This is a genomic window from Micromonospora sp. NBC_00858 (genome assembly GCF_045207365.1).
Lineage (GTDB): Bacteria > Actinomycetota > Actinomycetes > Mycobacteriales > Micromonosporaceae > Micromonospora.
The window spans coordinates 25,112-41,361 of the sequence record NZ_CP108828.1; the positions used below are offsets into that span (position 1 = coordinate 25,112).

At 72.1% G+C, this 16,250-nt stretch carries 16 protein-coding genes; 15 read left to right on the plus strand and 1 reads right to left on the minus strand.

From position 1 onward, the window contains the following. Positions 1-11 precede the first annotated feature (11 nt). Complete coding sequence (locus tag OG990_RS00100) at positions 12-1,379, minus strand: hypothetical protein (protein ID WP_406078543.1); 1,368 nt, start codon at positions 1,377-1,379, stop codon at positions 12-14. A 156-nt stretch (positions 1,380-1,535) separates the two neighbouring features. On the opposite strand from OG990_RS00100, the gene OG990_RS00105 reads away from it, so the two are divergent. The 15 genes from OG990_RS00105 (at position 1,536) to obgE (ending at position 16,188) form a co-directional block, all read left to right on the plus strand. Then, a complete protein-coding gene (locus tag OG990_RS00105) occupies positions 1,536-3,530 on the plus strand; it encodes a TIGR03960 family B12-binding radical SAM protein (protein WP_406078544.1) in 1,995 nt (664 codons plus the stop codon). 106 nt (positions 3,531-3,636) lie between these two features. Further along, positions 3,637-3,945: a hypothetical protein gene (locus tag OG990_RS00110; RefSeq protein ID WP_406078545.1), complete on the plus strand. Its 309-nt coding sequence runs from the start codon at positions 3,637-3,639 to the stop codon at positions 3,943-3,945. 60 nt (positions 3,946-4,005) lie between these two features. Next, entirely contained in the window at positions 4,006-4,731 is a 726-nt protein-coding gene (locus tag OG990_RS00115; RefSeq protein ID WP_328419440.1) for a hypothetical protein, read from the plus strand. Positions 4,732-4,751: 20 nt separating this feature from the next. Next, a complete protein-coding gene (locus tag OG990_RS00120; RefSeq protein WP_328419438.1) occupies positions 4,752-5,162 on the plus strand; it encodes a YbaB/EbfC family nucleoid-associated protein in 411 nt (136 codons plus the stop codon). Continuing rightward, the gene (locus OG990_RS00125) at positions 5,159-5,521 is read left to right on the plus strand and encodes a YbaB/EbfC family nucleoid-associated protein (RefSeq protein WP_406078546.1); all 363 of its coding nucleotides are present in this window, start codon (positions 5,159-5,161) and stop codon (positions 5,519-5,521) included. The genes OG990_RS00120 and OG990_RS00125 overlap by 4 nt, the downstream gene beginning before the upstream one ends. Beyond that, positions 5,518-5,712, plus strand: coding sequence for a hypothetical protein (locus OG990_RS00130; RefSeq protein WP_328419434.1), 195 nt, complete (start codon positions 5,518-5,520; stop codon positions 5,710-5,712). Before OG990_RS00125 ends, OG990_RS00130 begins: the two co-directional genes overlap by 4 nt. A 118-nt stretch (positions 5,713-5,830) precedes the next feature. Then, positions 5,831-6,271: a hypothetical protein gene (locus OG990_RS00135; RefSeq protein ID WP_328419432.1), complete on the plus strand. Its 441-nt coding sequence runs from the start codon at positions 5,831-5,833 to the stop codon at positions 6,269-6,271. A 10-nt stretch (positions 6,272-6,281) separates the two neighbouring features. Next, the gene (locus tag OG990_RS00140) at positions 6,282-7,727 is read left to right on the plus strand and encodes a hypothetical protein (protein ID WP_386984537.1); all 1,446 of its coding nucleotides are present in this window, start codon (positions 6,282-6,284) and stop codon (positions 7,725-7,727) included. 10 nt (positions 7,728-7,737) lie between these two features. Further along, entirely contained in the window at positions 7,738-9,120 is a 1,383-nt protein-coding gene (gene mycP, locus OG990_RS00145) for a type VII secretion-associated serine protease mycosin (RefSeq protein WP_406078548.1), read from the plus strand. A gap of 240 nt (positions 9,121-9,360) precedes the next feature. After that, positions 9,361-10,080 (plus strand): TIGR03936 family radical SAM-associated protein, encoded by a 720-nt coding sequence (locus OG990_RS00150; RefSeq protein ID WP_328426849.1) that lies wholly within the window; start codon positions 9,361-9,363, stop codon positions 10,078-10,080. A 131-nt stretch (positions 10,081-10,211) separates the two neighbouring features. Beyond that, positions 10,212-13,244 carry an Rne/Rng family ribonuclease gene (locus tag OG990_RS00155; protein WP_406078549.1) on the plus strand — a complete coding sequence of 1,011 codons (3,033 nt, stop codon included), beginning with the start codon at positions 10,212-10,214 and terminating at the stop codon, positions 13,242-13,244. Positions 13,245-13,361: 117 nt separating this feature from the next. Then, positions 13,362-13,874: a hypothetical protein gene (locus OG990_RS00160; protein WP_406078551.1), complete on the plus strand. Its 513-nt coding sequence runs from the start codon at positions 13,362-13,364 to the stop codon at positions 13,872-13,874. Between the two features lie 168 nt (positions 13,875-14,042). Next, a complete protein-coding gene (gene rplU / locus OG990_RS00165) occupies positions 14,043-14,357 on the plus strand; it encodes a 50S ribosomal protein L21 (RefSeq protein ID WP_328419425.1) in 315 nt (104 codons plus the stop codon). 11 nt (positions 14,358-14,368) lie between these two features. After that, positions 14,369-14,623, plus strand: coding sequence for a 50S ribosomal protein L27 (gene rpmA, locus OG990_RS00170; RefSeq protein WP_109818441.1), 255 nt, complete (start codon positions 14,369-14,371; stop codon positions 14,621-14,623). 92 nt (positions 14,624-14,715) lie between these two features. Beyond that, complete coding sequence (obgE, locus tag OG990_RS00175) at positions 14,716-16,188, plus strand: GTPase ObgE (protein ID WP_328419421.1); 1,473 nt, start codon at positions 14,716-14,718, stop codon at positions 16,186-16,188. Positions 16,189-16,250 lie beyond the last annotated feature (62 nt).

The window sequence follows — 16,250 nt, forward strand, 5'->3', positions numbered from 1 at the left end:
GACCCCGGCCGTCAGCTCTGCTCGGGCTGGACGATCTGACCGCGCAGAGTGTCCAGCAGCGCCGCGCTGTCGGCTACGGAGAGCCGGGTGAACACGCCGGTGGCGATGCTGCCGTGGTCGACCGAGGTGCAGACCACCACGTCGCTGCCGGCGGAACGGCCGACCGCGCAGCGCTCGTGCCGGCCCCGCACGCCGGTTTTCACCGTCTCGGGGGCCTCCAGCGCGTAGCGCTCACTGAGTCGGGTGATCTCCGCGTCCGCGTCCGCCTCCGGGGTGAGCCGGAAGCCGGTGCCGCCGAAGACCGTCACCCGCTTGCCGTCCGCGGTGCCGTAGACGCCGGCGAAGGTGTCCTCGGCCAGCCAGTGCTCCCGACGTACCTCGTTCTCCAGGTCACGGGCGGCGTCCGCGTTGCGACTGTCCTGGCGCAGGCTCAGGTCGGCCACCTGCTCGGGCAGCGCCGCTCGGGCCGGGTACTGGGCCGAGATCGGAAACCCGTAGTAGGCCGGGCAGCCGCAGCAGCAGGCCAGGGTGAGCAGCAGCAGCCACGGCCAGCGGCGTCGCCGACGGACCTTGACCGGGACGTACCCCTTGGGGGCCTGCCAGCCCGGTGGCGGTGACACCGGTGGCGGTGCCGCGGACCGTCGGCCCCGGCGCTGCTTCGGCGGGGCGGGCGGTGGTGCGGGTGGAGACATCGGCCGGGCCGGCATGGTGGGCCGGGCGGCCGGGGACAGCGGGGCGGCCGGCGGCAGTGGGGCGGCCGGCGGCGACGCCGGGTGCGGTCCGACCGGGGGAGTGGGCGGACCGGGCCACTGCCGGGTCGCGGGTGGCACCGGGTAGTGCAGCGTCGGGGGCAACGGGGGCAGCTCGGCGTGCGGCAGGTCCCAGCCGCCGGTGTCCACGCCGGCCCACGGGTCGACCGGGGTCCGGTGCTCTGGCGGCTCGTCCGGAGTGGGCGGGACAGGGGTCGGCTCGGCCGACGCACCCCAGGCCCGCTTGCGCGGCAGCGGGGGCGGCACCGGCGCGGATCCGCTCCACCGGGGCGCGCTGACCGGCGCGGTGGCGGCCGGGGAGTCGGCCGCACCGGCGGCTGCGGGCTCGTCGGCGGGTCGCGGCTCGTCGGCCGGTCGCGGCTCGTCCGCCGGTCCCGGTGTGTGTGTCGGTGCGGCGTCGTCCGGGCCGGCGGCCTGGTCGGTCGGCGGCTCCGGCTGGTCTGAGGGATCCGGCCGCTGCGGTACTTCCGGCTGGTCCGAGGGTTCCGGCTGGTCCGAGGGTACGGGTGGGGGCGTCGGCTCGTCGGCGACCGCCGGATCCCGGTCCGGCTCCGTGCCCGGGGTGCTCCCGTCGGCCGGACGGCCTGCTCCCGGCTGGGGCTCCGGCATCGCGGCAATCTCCTCTCGCGCCGGTCCGAGGTTAGTACCGCGCCGCCAGCTCCGCCGACCGGGCTGCGGGCTGCCGCGCACGACAGTCGGCGTCGATCGGACGTCATGGCGGCGTGCGCGCGGTCACGGCCGGGTGGACGCGTACCCTTGGGCATCATGAGTGCCCCGTCCACGACGCCGCGCCCGGCCGCGACCAATTCCATCTGGTCCCAGCTGGAGCCGCTGCTACCCCAGGTCACGAAGCCCATCCAGTACGTCGGTGGTGAACTGGGTGCGGTGGTCAAGGACTGGGACGCGGCGACCGTGCGCTGGGCGCTGATGTATCCCGACGCGTACGAGGTGGGCCTGCCCAACCAGGGTGTGCAGATCCTCTACGAGGTGCTCAACGAGCTGCCCGACACCCTCGCCGAGCGGACGTACGCGGTCTGGCCGGACCTGGAGTCCCTGATGCGCACGCACGGCGTGCCGCAGTTCACCGTCGACGCGCACCGGTCGGTCCGCGACTTCGACGTGTTCGGCATCTCCTTCTCCACCGAGCTGGGTTACACCAACCTGCTCACCGCGATCGACCTGGCCGGCATCCCGATGCTGGCCGCCGACCGCACCGACGCCGACCCGGTGATCGTGGCCGGCGGGCACGCCGCGTTCAACCCGGAGCCGATCGCCGACTTCATCGACGCCGCTGTGCTCGGCGACGGCGAGGAGGCGGTCCTGGAGATCACCGCGATCGTCCGGGAGTGGAAGGCCGAGGGCTCCCCGGGTGGCCGCGACGAGTTGCTGCTGCGGCTCGCCCGCACCGAGAGCGTCTACGTGCCGCGCTTCTACGACGTGGACTACCTCCCCGACGGCCGGATCCAGCGAGTCGTGCCGAACCGGGCGGACGTGCCGTTCCGGGTGCACAAGCGCACGACGATGGACCTGGACGCCTGGCCGTACCCGAAGAAGCCCCTCGTCCCGCTGGCCGAGACGGTGCACGAGCGGTACGCGGTGGAGATCTTCCGGGGCTGCACCCGGGGTTGCCGGTTCTGCCAGGCCGGCATGATCACCCGCCCGGTGCGCGAGCGGTCGATCACCACGGTCGGGCAGATGGTGCGCGACGGGCTGGAGTTCTCCGGCTTCTCCGAGGTGGGCCTGCTGTCGCTCTCCTCGGCCGACCACTCCGAGATCGGCGACATGTGCTCGGGCCTGGCCCAGCAGTACGAGGGCACCAACGTCTCGCTGTCGCTGCCGTCGACCCGGGTGGACGCCTTCAACATCGACCTCGCGCAGGAGCTGTCCCGCAACGGGCGGCGCACCGGCCTGACCTTCGCCCCGGAGGGCGGGTCGGAGCGGATCCGCAAGGTCATCAACAAGATGGTGTCGAAGGAAGACCTCATTCGCACCGTGGTCACCGCCTACAGCAACGGCTGGCGGCAGGTGAAGCTCTACTTCATGTGCGGCCTGCCCACCGAGACCGACGCCGACGTCCTGGAGATCGCGGACATGGCGCACGAGGTGATCAAGGCTGGCCGGGCCGCGACCGGTTCCAAGGACATCCGCTGCACCGTCTCCATCGGTGGGTTCGTGCCGAAGCCGCACACCCCGTTCCAGTGGGCACCGATGGAGCGCCCGGAGGTCATCGACCACCGGCTCAAGATCCTCAAGCAGGCGATCAACTCGGACCGCTCGCTGGGCCGGGCGATCGGCTACCGCTACCACGACGGCGAGCCGTCGCTGATCGAGGGCCTGCTCTCCCGGGGCGACCGTCGGGTCGGTTCGGTGATCCGCAAGGTGTGGGAGAACGGCGGCCGGTTCGACGGTTGGAGCGAGCACTTCTCGTACCAGCGCTGGGTGGACGCGGCGGCCGAGACGCTGCCCGCGTTCGGCGTGGACCTCGACTGGTACACCACCCGTCAGCGCGACGAGCTGGAGGTCCTGCCCTGGGACCACCTGGATTCGGGCCTGGACAAGGACTGGCTCTGGCAGGACTGGCAGGACTCGGTCTCGGAGTACGAGCAGGACGACTGCCGGTGGACCCCGTGCTTCGACTGCGGCGTCTGCCCCTCCATGGACACCGAGATCCAGATCGGCCCCACCGGCAAGAAGCTTCTCCCCCTCACGCCGCTGGGCGGCAACGGCATGAAGGTGCCGGCGGGCGACCAGTCCGCCTGATCGCGGGGCAGCGCCGGGCGGCGGTCACCCGCTACCCTCCATTACCAACACGTCACCCATCGGGTCTTTGCCCGGTGGGTGAGCGGCGCTGGCGGAGGGGGCTCGGGTGGCCGATTTCTCCATGAACACCGAGAAGCTGGGCGACCTCGTCTCCGAGCTGTCGGCGACGGCAAAGTCGCTGGATACCGGAGTGCTTCCCAAGATCGAGTATCTGCGGCTGCCCGCCGGGGCCGCGCCGGCCTTCGACGCCGGCTTCTCCGCCGCGTACGACGAGATGCACGAGACGACGACGCAGGCCGTGACGGCGCTCGCCGCTGCCGTCGCTGAGGTCGCGAAAGGGCTCGGCCGGGTGGTCGAGCACTACCGCACGATGGAGGAACGGCACGGTCAGTCCTTCGACACGGCACTGGACTGAGCGCGGTCCCCGCGACCTGCCCGGTCTCTCCTTCACGACGGAACAGGGAGGCGAGCTTCTGTGGGTGAGAACGTGGTATCCGGTGCCGACCAGGCCGCCACGATCGCGCTGGAAGCGGTCATCATCGGGTTGGGCGGCACGCTCGCGGTGGCCGCCGAACCCTCCGGCGCGGGGGCGTTGGCGATGGCCTTCGTCACCCCGGTCGCCGTCATGAACGTGCGCAGTTGGGCACCCTTCCAGGAGGCCGACGACAAGTGGACCGGCCTCGCGGAGGAGTTCTCCGAACTTGCCGGCAAGCTGTCCCGGCTGAACGGTGAGGTCGACGGCATCTGGAAGGGCACCGGCTCCGAGGTCTTCAAGAACTTCCTGACCACCAAGGTGGTCGAGCCGCTGGACGCGCTCCAGAAACTCGCCATCACGACCTCGTCCGGGTGCAACACCGTCGCGGACGGGCTCGAGACGCTCTTCTGGGCCTGGTCGGTGGGCACCGGCCTCGCGATCGTCGGCTGCATCGCCGCGAACGCCGGCGGACCGGCCGGGCCCGCCTTCAAGTGGGCGATCATCGGCAGTTGGGCCGCCTTCGTGCTCGGCATCATCACCGCGATCGTCGGGCTGATGCAGGGGATGCGCGGTGCGAACAGCGCGATCGGCACGGCCGTGGCCCAGCTCAAGCGAGGGTTCGAGCTGACCGGGGAGAAGGTCGACGCCGAGAGCGCCAAAATCGGGGACCGGTACCGCGACATCGTCAGCAATCCGGAGAACTGGAACAAGGAACCGGTTACCTGAGTCGGGCGAACGGAGCAGTGATGAGCGATGTCTACCGCAGGGCCGTCGAGTCCGTCCGGGAGGTGAGCCGCACCGAGGCGTACGAGCCCGCCATGCGCCGCGCCGAGGCCGCTACCCGCGATCTCGTCGCGCTGGTGACCGAAACCGGGGACCGGACGCACGAGGGGTTCGACGAGACCGGCACGATCACCGCCGTCGTCGACGGCGCGGGCCAGCTCACGGACGTACGGATCAGTGCGCGGGCGGTGCGCGACCTGCCCGCCGAGCTCCTGGGTCCGCACTGCCGACAGGCCGTGACCGCCGCCCGCCTCGCCATGGCGGAGAGCATGCGGGCCAGCCTCGACGACGTCGTGGAGGCGCCGGTCGAGTGGGACGGCCGCACGGAGGATCCGCTCGCGGTGTGGCGGGACGCGACGCGGCGGTTCCAATGAGGAGACAGGAGCTCGCGCGATTGGTCACGGAGATGACGGCGCTGCTGGAGAGCGCCACCACGGAGACCGGACGGCTCGCCCGGGAGGTGTTCGTCGGCACCGCAGCGGACGGCATGGTCACCGCCACGGTGTCCGGCGCGAAGGAGTTGCTGGACATCTCCATCGCCGCGCGGGCCCACCGTACGGTCGACAACATCACGCTCGGCGAGGCGGTGGTGGAGGCCGTGCGGGCGGCGGAGGCGCTGGCCGAGGAGCGACGCGCGGAGGTCATGTCCGGCCTGCGGTTGGGTGGCGTCGGCGCTGACGCCTTCCTGGCCGATCCGATGTCGTTGCTGCCGCGCGGGACGGTCGGCCGATGAGCCCCGACAAGGCCCGTCTGCTGGTGGTGATGCTCTCGGTCCTCGCCCTGCTGCTCGTGTTCCTGGTGGTCCTGATGGCCGTTCAGGCGCTGCGCGGGGAGGCGGACTGGAGCGGCGTGGTCGTGCTTCTGGCCCCGTTGGCCCTGGTCGGGATCGGCATCGCGTTGCTGGTCCCGCAGCTGCGTCGCTGATATCGACGGTCATAATTACCGAATAGCGGTGGCCGGGGCTGCCCTGACTTGGCAACACTCGATACGCTGCGTCTGACATGGACCGACCCCTGCGGGTCGGAAAACGGGGAGGAAGCGGATGGCTGGCATCACGCCGCCGAACATCGGCGATCTGCACGTCAGTGTCGAGGACCTGGACGCCGCGGCAGCGTACGTCGAGCGGCTCAAGCAGTACGTCGACGACACCATCGGCTACGAGATGGAGCGTGTCAAGGAGCGGATGAAGGGCGACAGCACCACCGCCCAGACCGTCCCGAACGGCACCCCCTTCGGGGCCTACGAGGACGCCCGCATGCAGTGGCAGGCGCTGACTCGGTCGACGACCAACATGGAGGCGCACCTCAAGTCGCTCTCCCAGAAGCTCGCCGCGCTCAAGAAGGGCACCGAGGACATCGCCCAGGCGTTCCGCGACACCGAGGAGCGCAACGCTGCCAACGGCTCGCAGATCGAGCGGCTCCTCGAGTCCGCGGCCCCGCCGCCCGCTGCCGGCGGCCAGCCCACCTACCCGTACACGGCCTGAGGGGGACGTCATGGCTGGAGGAACCTGGGAGCGGTGCGTCCGCGAGGTGACGCTCTCCGCAGACCCGGAGACGGTCGGATCGGTCGGGGTGGGGTGGAGCAACCTCTCCTCCGGCCTCACACAGCTTCGGGACGCGCTCGTCGGCCGATCGTTCGTCGGCCCGATCGCGACCGGTGTGGAGCGCCCGCACGTCGGCGGTCTGCCCGGCATGCTCGCCGGCTGGAAGGGCAGCGGTGGTGACGCGTACCGCGAGCACCTGGGTGAGATCGGCAAGGACATCGAGAAACTGATCACCGACGCGAGCAACGTCAGCGGGGCGTTGTCGCGGATCGAGGGTGACATCCGCAAGGCGGTTTCCACGATCCCGATCCCACTGATGGACGACTTCGGGTGGAACGAGTGGAGCCTGCCCAACGGCACCGAGCTCGACGATTCCCGCGACGGTGAGAGCACGTCGGGCTTCCTCGCCGCGCTACGCAAGGACTACCAGAACAACCCCGCCTCGTACGCCGACGGCGCGTTCCGCGACAAGGCTGACGACCTGGAGGCGACCATGAAGGTCGACGGCCAGGCCGGTGACAGCAAGCGGGGTGGCTGGTGGGACACCAAGTCCCACCTGGACAACTGGTACCGGGACAACCAGCAGGCGGCGAACACCGCGATGTCTCCGCTGCCCACGGCGGTGGTGACCGAGCGTCCGAAGCTGACACTCGTCGGGCCAGACCGCGACGACTCGGACGGCTACCGCCCCGACACCCGGGTTCCGCCGACGGGGAAGCCGGACCTGGGTGACTTCGATCGGGGAAATGACCCCAAGATCGACAGCAAGATGCCGACCATCGACAACAAGCCGCCGACCATCGACAGCAAACCGCCGTCCCTCGACAGCAAGCCGCCGACCATCGGCGACACTCCTGACGGCCCCACCGGCGTCGGCCCGTTCACACCCCCGTCCACTGGGTCCGGTTACCCCGGGGGCGGCGACGACGGCTTCAGCAGCGGTCTGGCTGGCGCGGCACCGAGCGGCGTCGGCGGCCTGAGTGGCCTCGGCGGCGGCCCCGGAGTCGGTAGCGCCGGTCTCGGCGGCGCTGGCGGCGGTTTCGGCGGTGGGATCGGCGGCGGCGGTGCTGGCGGTGGGATCGGCGGCGGCGTCGGATCGGCCGGCGGGATCGGCATGGGCGGTATCCCCGGCATGGTGGGCGGCGGCAACGGCAAGGTGCCGCCGATGACGAGCGCGGCGAGCGCGTTGCGCAACGCCGCAGCCGCTGGTGGCGCTGGCGCTGGCGGCGCCCGTGGCGGGATGGCGGGCGCCGGCATGATGGGCGGCGGCATGATGGGCGGAGGCCAGGGCGGTGCCGGGCATGGCGGCACCGGCTCCGAGCACTCGTCGTGGTTGACTGAGGACGACGATCCGTGGGGCTCCGGTGACGGTGCGTCCCCGGGCATCCTGCGATGAGGACGGACGGATGAGGGTGAACGTCGGAGCGCGTCGGCCGGTCACGGCCTGCCTGCTGGCGGGGCTCCTGGTGCTGGGGGCCGCCCAACCGGCGTCCGCCGCGCCCCGGCGGGCCGAGCAGTGGTATCTGGACGAGCTCAAGATCGCCCAGGTGCACAAGATCTCGACCGGGCGGGGCGTGGTCGTGGCCGTGCTCGACAGTGGCGTCGACGCCACCCACCCGGACCTGCGGGGTCAGGTGCTTCCCGGCGGTCGCAGCTACGGTGCGTCGGGCGACGGACGGGTCGACGAGGACGGGCACGGCACGCACATGGCCGGCATCATCGCGGCGACGAACGCGAGCCGTGACGGCGTGGACGGCATCGCCCCCGGCGCGAAGATCCTGCCCATCAAGCTGCGCGCGGGCACCGGGGGCAACGCCGCCGATGCGGTCGCCCTCGGCATCCGGATGGCCGTCGACGGCGGCGCCAAGGTGATCAACCTGTCCCAGGGTGCACCGGGGGCGGCCAGCGCCGACGAGGAGAGCGCGATCAGGTACGCGCTGGACCGCGACGTCGTCGTGGTCGCCGCCGCCGGGAACACCGCCAAGGGCAGCACCGACGTGGATAGTCCTGCCAACGTCCCCGGCGTGGTCGCGGTGACCGGGACGACCCGGGGCGGCAACTTCTGGTCCGGCTCGGTCCAGGGGCCGGCGGCGGTGATCGCCGCACCCGGCGACGGCATCTACAACGTGGGCCCCGACCACGGCTACGGCTGGGGCGACGGCACCTCCGACAGCACTGCGATCGTCTCCGGTCTCGTGGCGCTGATCCGGGCGAAGTACCCGGACCTCGATGCCGCCAACGTCATCAACCGGATCATCCAGACCTCCCGGGACGCCGGGCCGTCCGGCCGGGACCCGCAGTACGGCTTCGGCCGGATCGACCCGGTAACCGCGCTGAGCGCGGACGTGCCGCGGGTCAACGCCAACCCGCTGCTCGATCCGGCCGCCGCGACCGGTCCGGAGCCTGCCCGGACAGGGGGCGCGGACGAGGAGTTCGACGTCACCCAGCACGGTGACCGGGGCGGCCCCACGGACCAGCAGGTCATGGTGATCGCCATTGGCGTCGCCGTGGTGCTGGTGTTGCTGGTGGGGCTGGCGGCCTTCCTGATCTGGAACCGGCGTCGGTACCGCCGTGAGGCGAGGGCGGCCGCCGACGTACCCGATCACCTGCTCGACCAGCCGCCTCCCGGCGGGTACGGCTCGCCGGGTGCCTACCAGTCGCCGATCCCAGGTGGGGGTTATGCCCCGCACTCCGGCTACGCCCCGCCGCCTGGCTACCCCCCGCCGCCTGGCTACGGCCCTCCTCCGGGGGCGCCGCCCGCCCCGCCCGGGGGCGGCAACCGGTCCTGATCCTGGTGGCCGGCCAGTGACCTGCGGGTCACTGGCCGGCCATTGCCGTCCCCGGTGGGTCCGGACGACCTCGCCGACCGGTTTCAACGTTTTCGTCGGGCGTTTCGGCCGCCCCGGCTGCGTACCGTCACGAGCCCTGCGCCAGGATGGGACGGACACGCAGGTCCACCCGAGGAGCCCACGATCGCCAGAAAGCCTCAACCCGAGGGCGGCCAGGCGCCGGTCGTCCAGCGCGTCCGTATCCGGTACGCCAAGCGGGGCCCGCTGCGGTTCACCTCCCACCGGGACTTCGCGCGGGCCTTCGAGCGCGCGCTGCGTCGGGCAGCCGTGCCCATCGCCTTCTCCCAGGGCTTCACCCCACACCCGAAGATCTCCTACGCCAGCGCCGCGCCCACTGGAGTCGCCAGCGAGGCGGAGTACCTGGAAATCGGCCTCCAGGCGCCGGTCGACCCGGAGGCGCTGCGGGCCGCGCTGGACGCCGCGCTCTCGCCCGGGCTGGACGTGCTGGACGCCGTGATCGCCGTGAGCGGCAGTCTGCCGGACCGGATCGAGGCGTCGTACTGGCACATCGAGCTGCCCGAGGTCGACACGGCCGTGCTGCGCGCCGCCGTGGACGCCTTCAACGCCGCCGACGAGGTGCTGGTCGAGCGGATGACCAAGCAGGGCCGCCGCACCTTCGACGCCCGAGCGGCCGTGATATCGATCGATGTCCTCGATGCGACGCCGACGCCTTCCGGGGCGCCGGCCGTACCGTGTGCGATACTCGAACTGGTCGTGCGGCAGGTCACCCCGTCCGTACGGCCCGATGACGTCCTTTCCGGCCTCCGCGTGGTGGCCGACCTGGAGCCGCCGGTCTCGCCGAGGGTGACCCGGCTGGCTCAGGGCACGTTGACCGCGCAGGGTGCGATCGTGGATCCGTTGGATGCGGACCGCGGCGGGGCAGCCATCGTTGGGCACTGACCGACGGTCAGTGCTCTGGCAGGCAGACTTCGGCGGTCGCGCACCACGCGCGCCCGGCGGAAACACTTTTGCGGCAACCCTGCGTGGCAGCGCTTACCCGCGCCCGGGGCAGCCAGAACTGGAGAACGTCCATGCTCGAGAACGAGCCCGAGGGCGGCGAACGGACCGGTTCACAGCCGGCCGGCGACACCGCTGACCAGAGCGCCACCGCCGACGGCGCCGCCGTCGCGAACCCCACCGGCGCCGCCACCACGGAGCCGGCCGGCGCGGAGAGCGCCGAGCCCCCCGCCGCCCCGGTGCGGCGTACCCGGGCGACCCGCCGCCGGGCCGCCCCGCTCAACCAGCCGGAGCAGACCGAGATTCCGGTCGAGGCTTCCACCGCCGGGGCCGGCAGCGACGAGTCGCCGCAGGCGGAGGTGTTCGCGCCGGTCTCCGGCGATCTGGACGCCGCCCCGAAGACCCCCCGGCGCCGCCGCAAGGCCGCCCCCGTCGAGACGACCGCCGACGAGCCGCTGGTCGCGGCCACCGCCGAGGAGGCCACCGCCGAGGTGGTCCCGCCGGTCAAGGTGACCCGCACGCGGCGGAAGAAGACCACGCCGGCCGCTGTCCAGGAGCCGGCCGCCGTCGAGGAGCCCGCTGCGCTGGAGCAGCCGGAGGCCGAGACGCCGGCGGAGTCCGACCTGCGCGAGGCGGAGACCGCCCCGAGCGAGACCACCGCCGAGCCGGCCCGGACCAGTGGGGCGCAGGAGCGTTCCGGCGAGGTGCCGCCGGGTGTGGCCGTGGCCGGTGTGGCGAATGAGCCGATCGAGCCGGTCGAGGTCAACGAGCCGGAGCAGCCGCGGACCCGCCGTCGGCGCGCGGCGCTCTCCGCGCCCACCGTGCTGTTCATGGCGCCGCAGCCGGACGCCGTGCCGGTGACCCGGCCGGCGGAGCCCGCTCCGGTCGCCGAGGAGCCCGCCGTGGAGGAGGCCGCCGAGCCGTCCCGCCGCCGGCGGCGGGGTCGCCGCGAGGCCGAGCCGGTCGAGGCGATCGAGGCCGAGGAGGAGCCGACCGAGGAGGCCGACGAGGCCGCCGAGGCGGATGAGGACGACGAGGACAGCGCCGCCGCGCGCCGCCGGCGCCGGCGTGGTCGCCGCGGCCGGGGCCGGGGCAAGGGCGGTGCCGACGACGCCGAGGACGAGGAGTCCGAGGAGGCGGCGCAGGCCGAGGAGGAAGAGACCGCCGAGGCCGAGGCCGAGGGCGAGGAGGACGAGGAGGCCGAGGGCGGGGACGGGATGACCCGTCGTCGCCGGCGGCGTCGTCGTCGGGGCGCCGGTGACACGGAGGGGGCCGCCGACGACGGCGTACCGACCGTGGTCAAGATCCGCGAGCCGCGCCGGACCGTCGACGAGGTGCAGGGCGTGTCCGGCTCGACCCGGCTGGAGGCCAAGCGCCAGCGCCGCCGGGACGGCCGGGAGCAGCGGCGTACCCGGCCGCCGATCCTCAGCGAGTCGGAGTTCCTGGCCCGCCGGGAGGCGGTCGACCGGGTGATGGCGGTCCGCCAGCGCGGTGACCGCACCCAGATCGCCGTCCTGGAGGACGGCGTGCTGGTCGAGCACTACGTCACCCGCAACTCGTCCGGCACGATGGCCGGCAACGTGTACCTGGGCAAGGTGCAGAACGTGCTGCCGAGCATGGAGGCGGCGTTCGTCGACGTCGGCCGGGGCCGCAACGCGGTGCTGTACGCCGGTGAGGTCAACTGGGACACCTCCGGCCTGGAGGGGCGGGCCCGCTCCATCGAACAGGCGCTGCGGTCCGGCGACTCGGTGCTCGTCCAGGTCACCAAGGACCCGATCGGGCACAAGGGCGCCCGGCTGACCAGCCACATCGCGCTCTCCGGCCGGCACCTGGTCTACGTGCCCAACGGCAACGCCTCCGGGATCAGCCGGAAGCTGCCGGACAACGAGCGCAAGCGGCTGCGCGACGTGCTCAAGAAGCTGGTTCCGGACGGCGCGGGCGTGATCGTCCGGACGGCCGCCGAGGGCGCCAGCGAGGACGAGCTGGCCCGCGACGTCAAGCGGCTTCAGGCGCAGTGGGAGGACATCCAGGCCAAGGCCACCGAGGGCGGCGCTCCGGTGCTGCTCTACGAGGAGCCCGACCTGGTCATCCGGGTGGTTCGGGACCTGTTCAATGAAGACTTCCGCGAGCTGGTGATCGAGGGCGAGCAGTCGTACGGCATGGTCGAGTCGTACCTGTCGCACGTCTCCCCGGACCTCGTGGACCGGGTGCGCCGGCACGTCGGCACGAGCGACATCTTCGCCGAGTACCGGATCGACGAGCAGATCATCAAGGGTCTGGACCGGAAGGTCTTCCTGCCCTCCGGCGGCTCGCTGGTGATCGACCGTACCGAGGCCATGACGGTCGTCGACGTCAACACCGGCAAGTACACCGGCTCCGGGGGCAACCTGGAGGAGACGGTCACCCGTAACAACCTGGAAGCGGCGGAGGAGATCGTCCGCCAGCTCCGGCTGCGCGACATCGGCGGCATCGTGGTGATCGACTTCATCGACATGGTGCTGGAGTCGAACCGCGAGCTGGTGCTGCGCCGGCTCACCGAGTGCCTGGGCCGGGACCGCACCAAGCACCAGGTCACCGAGATCACCTCGCTCGGCCTGGTGCAGATGACCCGTAAGCGGATCGGCGCGGGCCTGCTGGAGGCGTTCAGCGAGACCTGCGAGTGCTGCAAGGGTCGCGGCGTCATCATCCACACCGAGCCGGTGCCGGAGAAGCCGCGCCCCGCCGCGGCGGGGGAGAAGGTCAAGGCGGTCGCCTCGGCGGTCGCCGCCGCCCCGGCCGCCGAGCAGGGCACCGCGTCCTCCCGCCGCCGGGCGCGCAAGAACGCCCCGGCCGAGCGGGCGGCGGTCGAGGTCGTCGAGACCGACACCAGCGCCGAACCGGACGCCGACTACGTCGACACCATGGGCTACGACCTGTCCCGCTACGAGGCGGACACCGCCGCAGCGCCGGCTGTCTCCGACGCCCAGCAGGGCGAGTCGGCCCGGCTGGCCGCTGCGGACGACCCGGACGCGCTCGCCGACGGCGACGCCGACGAGGAGGGCACCGAGGGCGGCACCGGCCGTCGCCGCTCCCGCCGGGGTGGCGCCCGCCGGCGGACCCGCCCCTGACCGCCTGACCGGCCCGGCGTTTGACGAGGTCCCTTTCCCGGCAATGTGACGGGGGAGGGACCTCGCCGGTCCGGCCAACCCGGTCCAGGATCGGCCACCCCCGGTCAGGAGAAGAAGATGCGTCGTCTGCTCGCCGTCACCGTGCTGGTCACCGCGCTCTCCGCCGGAGCCGGCTGCTCCACCGACCGGCCCGCTGGCGAGACGACCGGGGGATCCGGCCCGGCCGCCGGGTCCGGGGGCGCCTCCGCCGGGTCGACCGGCACGCCAGCGGGGTCGACCGGTACGGGTGGTGCGGCAGGCGGCAACGCCACGCAGGTCTGCGCCGCCGCGCAGCAGGCGGGCAGCACAGCCGCCCAGACGTACGTGGCGGAGCTGGGCCAGATGATCGCTGCGGTGGGTGCCGGGGACAGCGCCACGGCCGAGGCGGCCCGCAGGCGGGCTGAGGCGGCGCTGACCGGTTGGCGGACCGTGCTGCGGGAGCAGTCGGCCCAGGCCACCGATCCGCAGCTCAAGACGCTCCTGACCGACATCGGCACCGAGGTCGCCGCGCTCGGCACCGACGTCGAGTCGATCGACGAGACCGAGCTCGACCGGCTCCAGCAGCGCCTTGATCAGCTCTGCGCCCGCTGACCGGGGGCGGGCCGGTTTGGGGTCGAGGCCGGCAATGGCGTACTCTTGCCTGCGGCGCACTTTTGGTGTGCCGAGTTCCCGTGTGCCCGCGCCGCCGTGCACTGCTACCCGGCGAGCCGCCGCGGGGACGACCCGCCAGCAGCCTCAACGACAGGGAGTCCGCCTCCGATGTACGCGATCGTCAAGACCGGCGGCAAGCAGTACAAGGTCGCCGAGGGCGACGTGATCGAGGTCGAGAAGCTCACCGGTGCCCCCGGTGACGCGGTGAAGCTCACCGCGGTGCTCCTCGTCGACGGTGACGACCTGGTGACCGACGCGACGAAGCTTGCCGAGGTCGCGGTGTCCGGCGAGATTGCCGCGCACACCAAGGGCCCGAAGATCAAGATCCACAAGTTCAAGAACAAGACTGGCTACCACAAGCGCCAGGGTCACCGTCAGCCGCTGACCCAGGTCAAGGTGACCGGCATCTCCAGCGGGAAGTAGGTCGTCCTCCAATGGCTCACAAAAAGGGTGCGTCCAGCTCGCGTAACGGTCGTGATTCTGCGGCCCAGCGACTCGGCGTGAAGCGCTTCGGTGGTCAGGTTGTCAGCGCCGGTGAGATCCTCATCCGGCAGCGTGGCACCAAGTTCCACCCCGGTGACCTGGTCGGCCGTGGCGGCGACGACACGCTGTTCGCGCTGTCCGCCGGCTCGGTCCTGTTCGGCACCAAGCGCGGTCGCAAGACCGTCAGCATCGTTCCGCAGCAGTAGTTTTCCGGTTAAGCGGGCCGCGGACCTCCGGGTCCCGGCCCGCTTAGCTTTTTCGCAGTGCGGGGTCCGACCTCGCTGGAAGGATTGACGCCGTGGCGACGTTCGTTGACCGGGTCGTTCTGCATCTGCAGGCCGGCGATGGCGGGCACGGTTGTGCCTCGATCCACCGCGAGAAGTTCAAGCCCTTCGGTGGTCCGGACGGTGGCAACGGCGGGCACGGCGGCAGCGTGTCCCTGGTCGTCGACCCACAGGTGACCACGCTGCTCGACTTCCACTTCCGCCCACACGTCAAGGCCGACAACGGCAAGGGCGGCGCGGGGTCGAACCGGGACGGGGCCAACGGCCACGACCTGGTGCTCAAGGTGCCCAACGGCACCGTGGTGCAGACCTCCGACGGCACCGTGCTGGCCGACATGGTCGGTGCCGGCACCACCTTCGAGGTGGCCCGCGGCGGGCGCGGCGGGCGGGGCAACGCCTCGCTGGCCAACGCGAAGCGCAAGGCTCCCGGCTTCGCTGAGCTGGGCGAGCCCGGCGACCAGTTGGACGTGGTGCTGGAGCTCAAGAGCGTCGCCGACGTGGGCCTGGTGGGCTTCCCGTCGGCCGGCAAGTCGTCGCTGATCTCGGTGATCTCCGCCGCCAAGCCGAAGATCGCCGACTACCCGTTCACCACTCTCGTGCCGAACCTCGGCGTGGTCCGGATGGACAACCACACCTTCACCGTCGCCGACGTACCGGGCCTGATCCCCGGCGCGGCCACCGGCAAGGGGCTGGGCCTGGAGTTCCTCCGGCACATCGAGCGCTGCGCGGTGCTGGTGCACGTCATCGACTCGGCGACGCTGGAGCCCGGCCGTGACCCGGTCGCGGACATCGAGACCATCGAGGCCGAGCTGAAGGAGTACGGCGGGCTGGCCGACCGACCGCGGCTGGTGGCCGTGAACAAGGTCGACGTGCCGGATGGCCGCGACCTCGCCGAGATCGTGCGCCCCGACCTGGAGGAGCGCGGCTACCGGGTGTTCGAGGTCTCCGCGGCCACCCGGGAAGGGCTCAAGGAGCTCACCTACGCGATGGCCGAGATGGTCGAGGCGCAGCGCAAGGCGGCGCCACCGGCCGAGCCCACCCGGATCGTGATCCGACCGATGGCCGTAGACGACGCCGGCTTCACCATCACGACCGAGGCGGACGGCTCGTTCACCGTCCGTGGCATCCGGCCGGAGCGGTGGGTCAAGCAGACCAACTTCGACAACGACGAGGCGGTCGGCTACCTGGCCGACCGGCTGGCCCGGCTCGGGGTCGAGGAGAAGCTGGCCAAGGCCGGCGCGCAGCCTGGTGACCTGGTCCGGATCGGCGCCCGCGAGTTCGACTGGCAGCCGACGCTCTACGCCGGCGTGGAGTACGTGCCCGGCAACCGGGGCACCGACGTCCGGCTGGAGGAGAAGTCGAACCGGGCGTCGGCGGCGGACCGGCTCGCCGCGCGCAAGGCCCGCCGGGTGCGGTCGGCCGACGAGGTGGGTGCCGACGCGTCCGACGACATCGAGGACCTCGACGACGAGGACGACGCCGAATAGCCCGGTGCGCTCCGTGATCGGGTTGATTGCCGGAAACCTCCGCGAAATCCGCGCCGCCTAGC

Coding starts and splice junctions, on each gene's coding strand:
- OG990_RS00100 (WP_406078543.1), bottom strand. CDS start 1,379: ATGCCGGAGCCCCAGCCGGGAGCAGGCCGTCCGGCCGACGGGAGCACC.
- OG990_RS00105 (WP_406078544.1), top strand. CDS start 1,536: ATGAGTGCCCCGTCCACGACGCCGCGCCCGGCCGCGACCAATTCCATC.
- OG990_RS00120 (WP_328419438.1), top strand. CDS start 4,752: ATGAGCGATGTCTACCGCAGGGCCGTCGAGTCCGTCCGGGAGGTGAGC.
- OG990_RS00125 (WP_406078546.1), top strand. CDS start 5,159: ATGAGGAGACAGGAGCTCGCGCGATTGGTCACGGAGATGACGGCGCTG.
- OG990_RS00130 (WP_328419434.1), top strand. CDS start 5,518: ATGAGCCCCGACAAGGCCCGTCTGCTGGTGGTGATGCTCTCGGTCCTC.
- OG990_RS00135 (WP_328419432.1), top strand. CDS start 5,831: ATGGCTGGCATCACGCCGCCGAACATCGGCGATCTGCACGTCAGTGTC.
- OG990_RS00140 (WP_386984537.1), top strand. CDS start 6,282: ATGGCTGGAGGAACCTGGGAGCGGTGCGTCCGCGAGGTGACGCTCTCC.
- mycP (WP_406078548.1), top strand. CDS start 7,738: ATGAGGGTGAACGTCGGAGCGCGTCGGCCGGTCACGGCCTGCCTGCTG.
- OG990_RS00155 (WP_406078549.1), top strand. CDS start 10,212: ATGCTCGAGAACGAGCCCGAGGGCGGCGAACGGACCGGTTCACAGCCG.
- OG990_RS00160 (WP_406078551.1), top strand. CDS start 13,362: ATGCGTCGTCTGCTCGCCGTCACCGTGCTGGTCACCGCGCTCTCCGCC.
- rplU (WP_328419425.1), top strand. CDS start 14,043: ATGTACGCGATCGTCAAGACCGGCGGCAAGCAGTACAAGGTCGCCGAG.
- rpmA (WP_109818441.1), top strand. CDS start 14,369: ATGGCTCACAAAAAGGGTGCGTCCAGCTCGCGTAACGGTCGTGATTCT.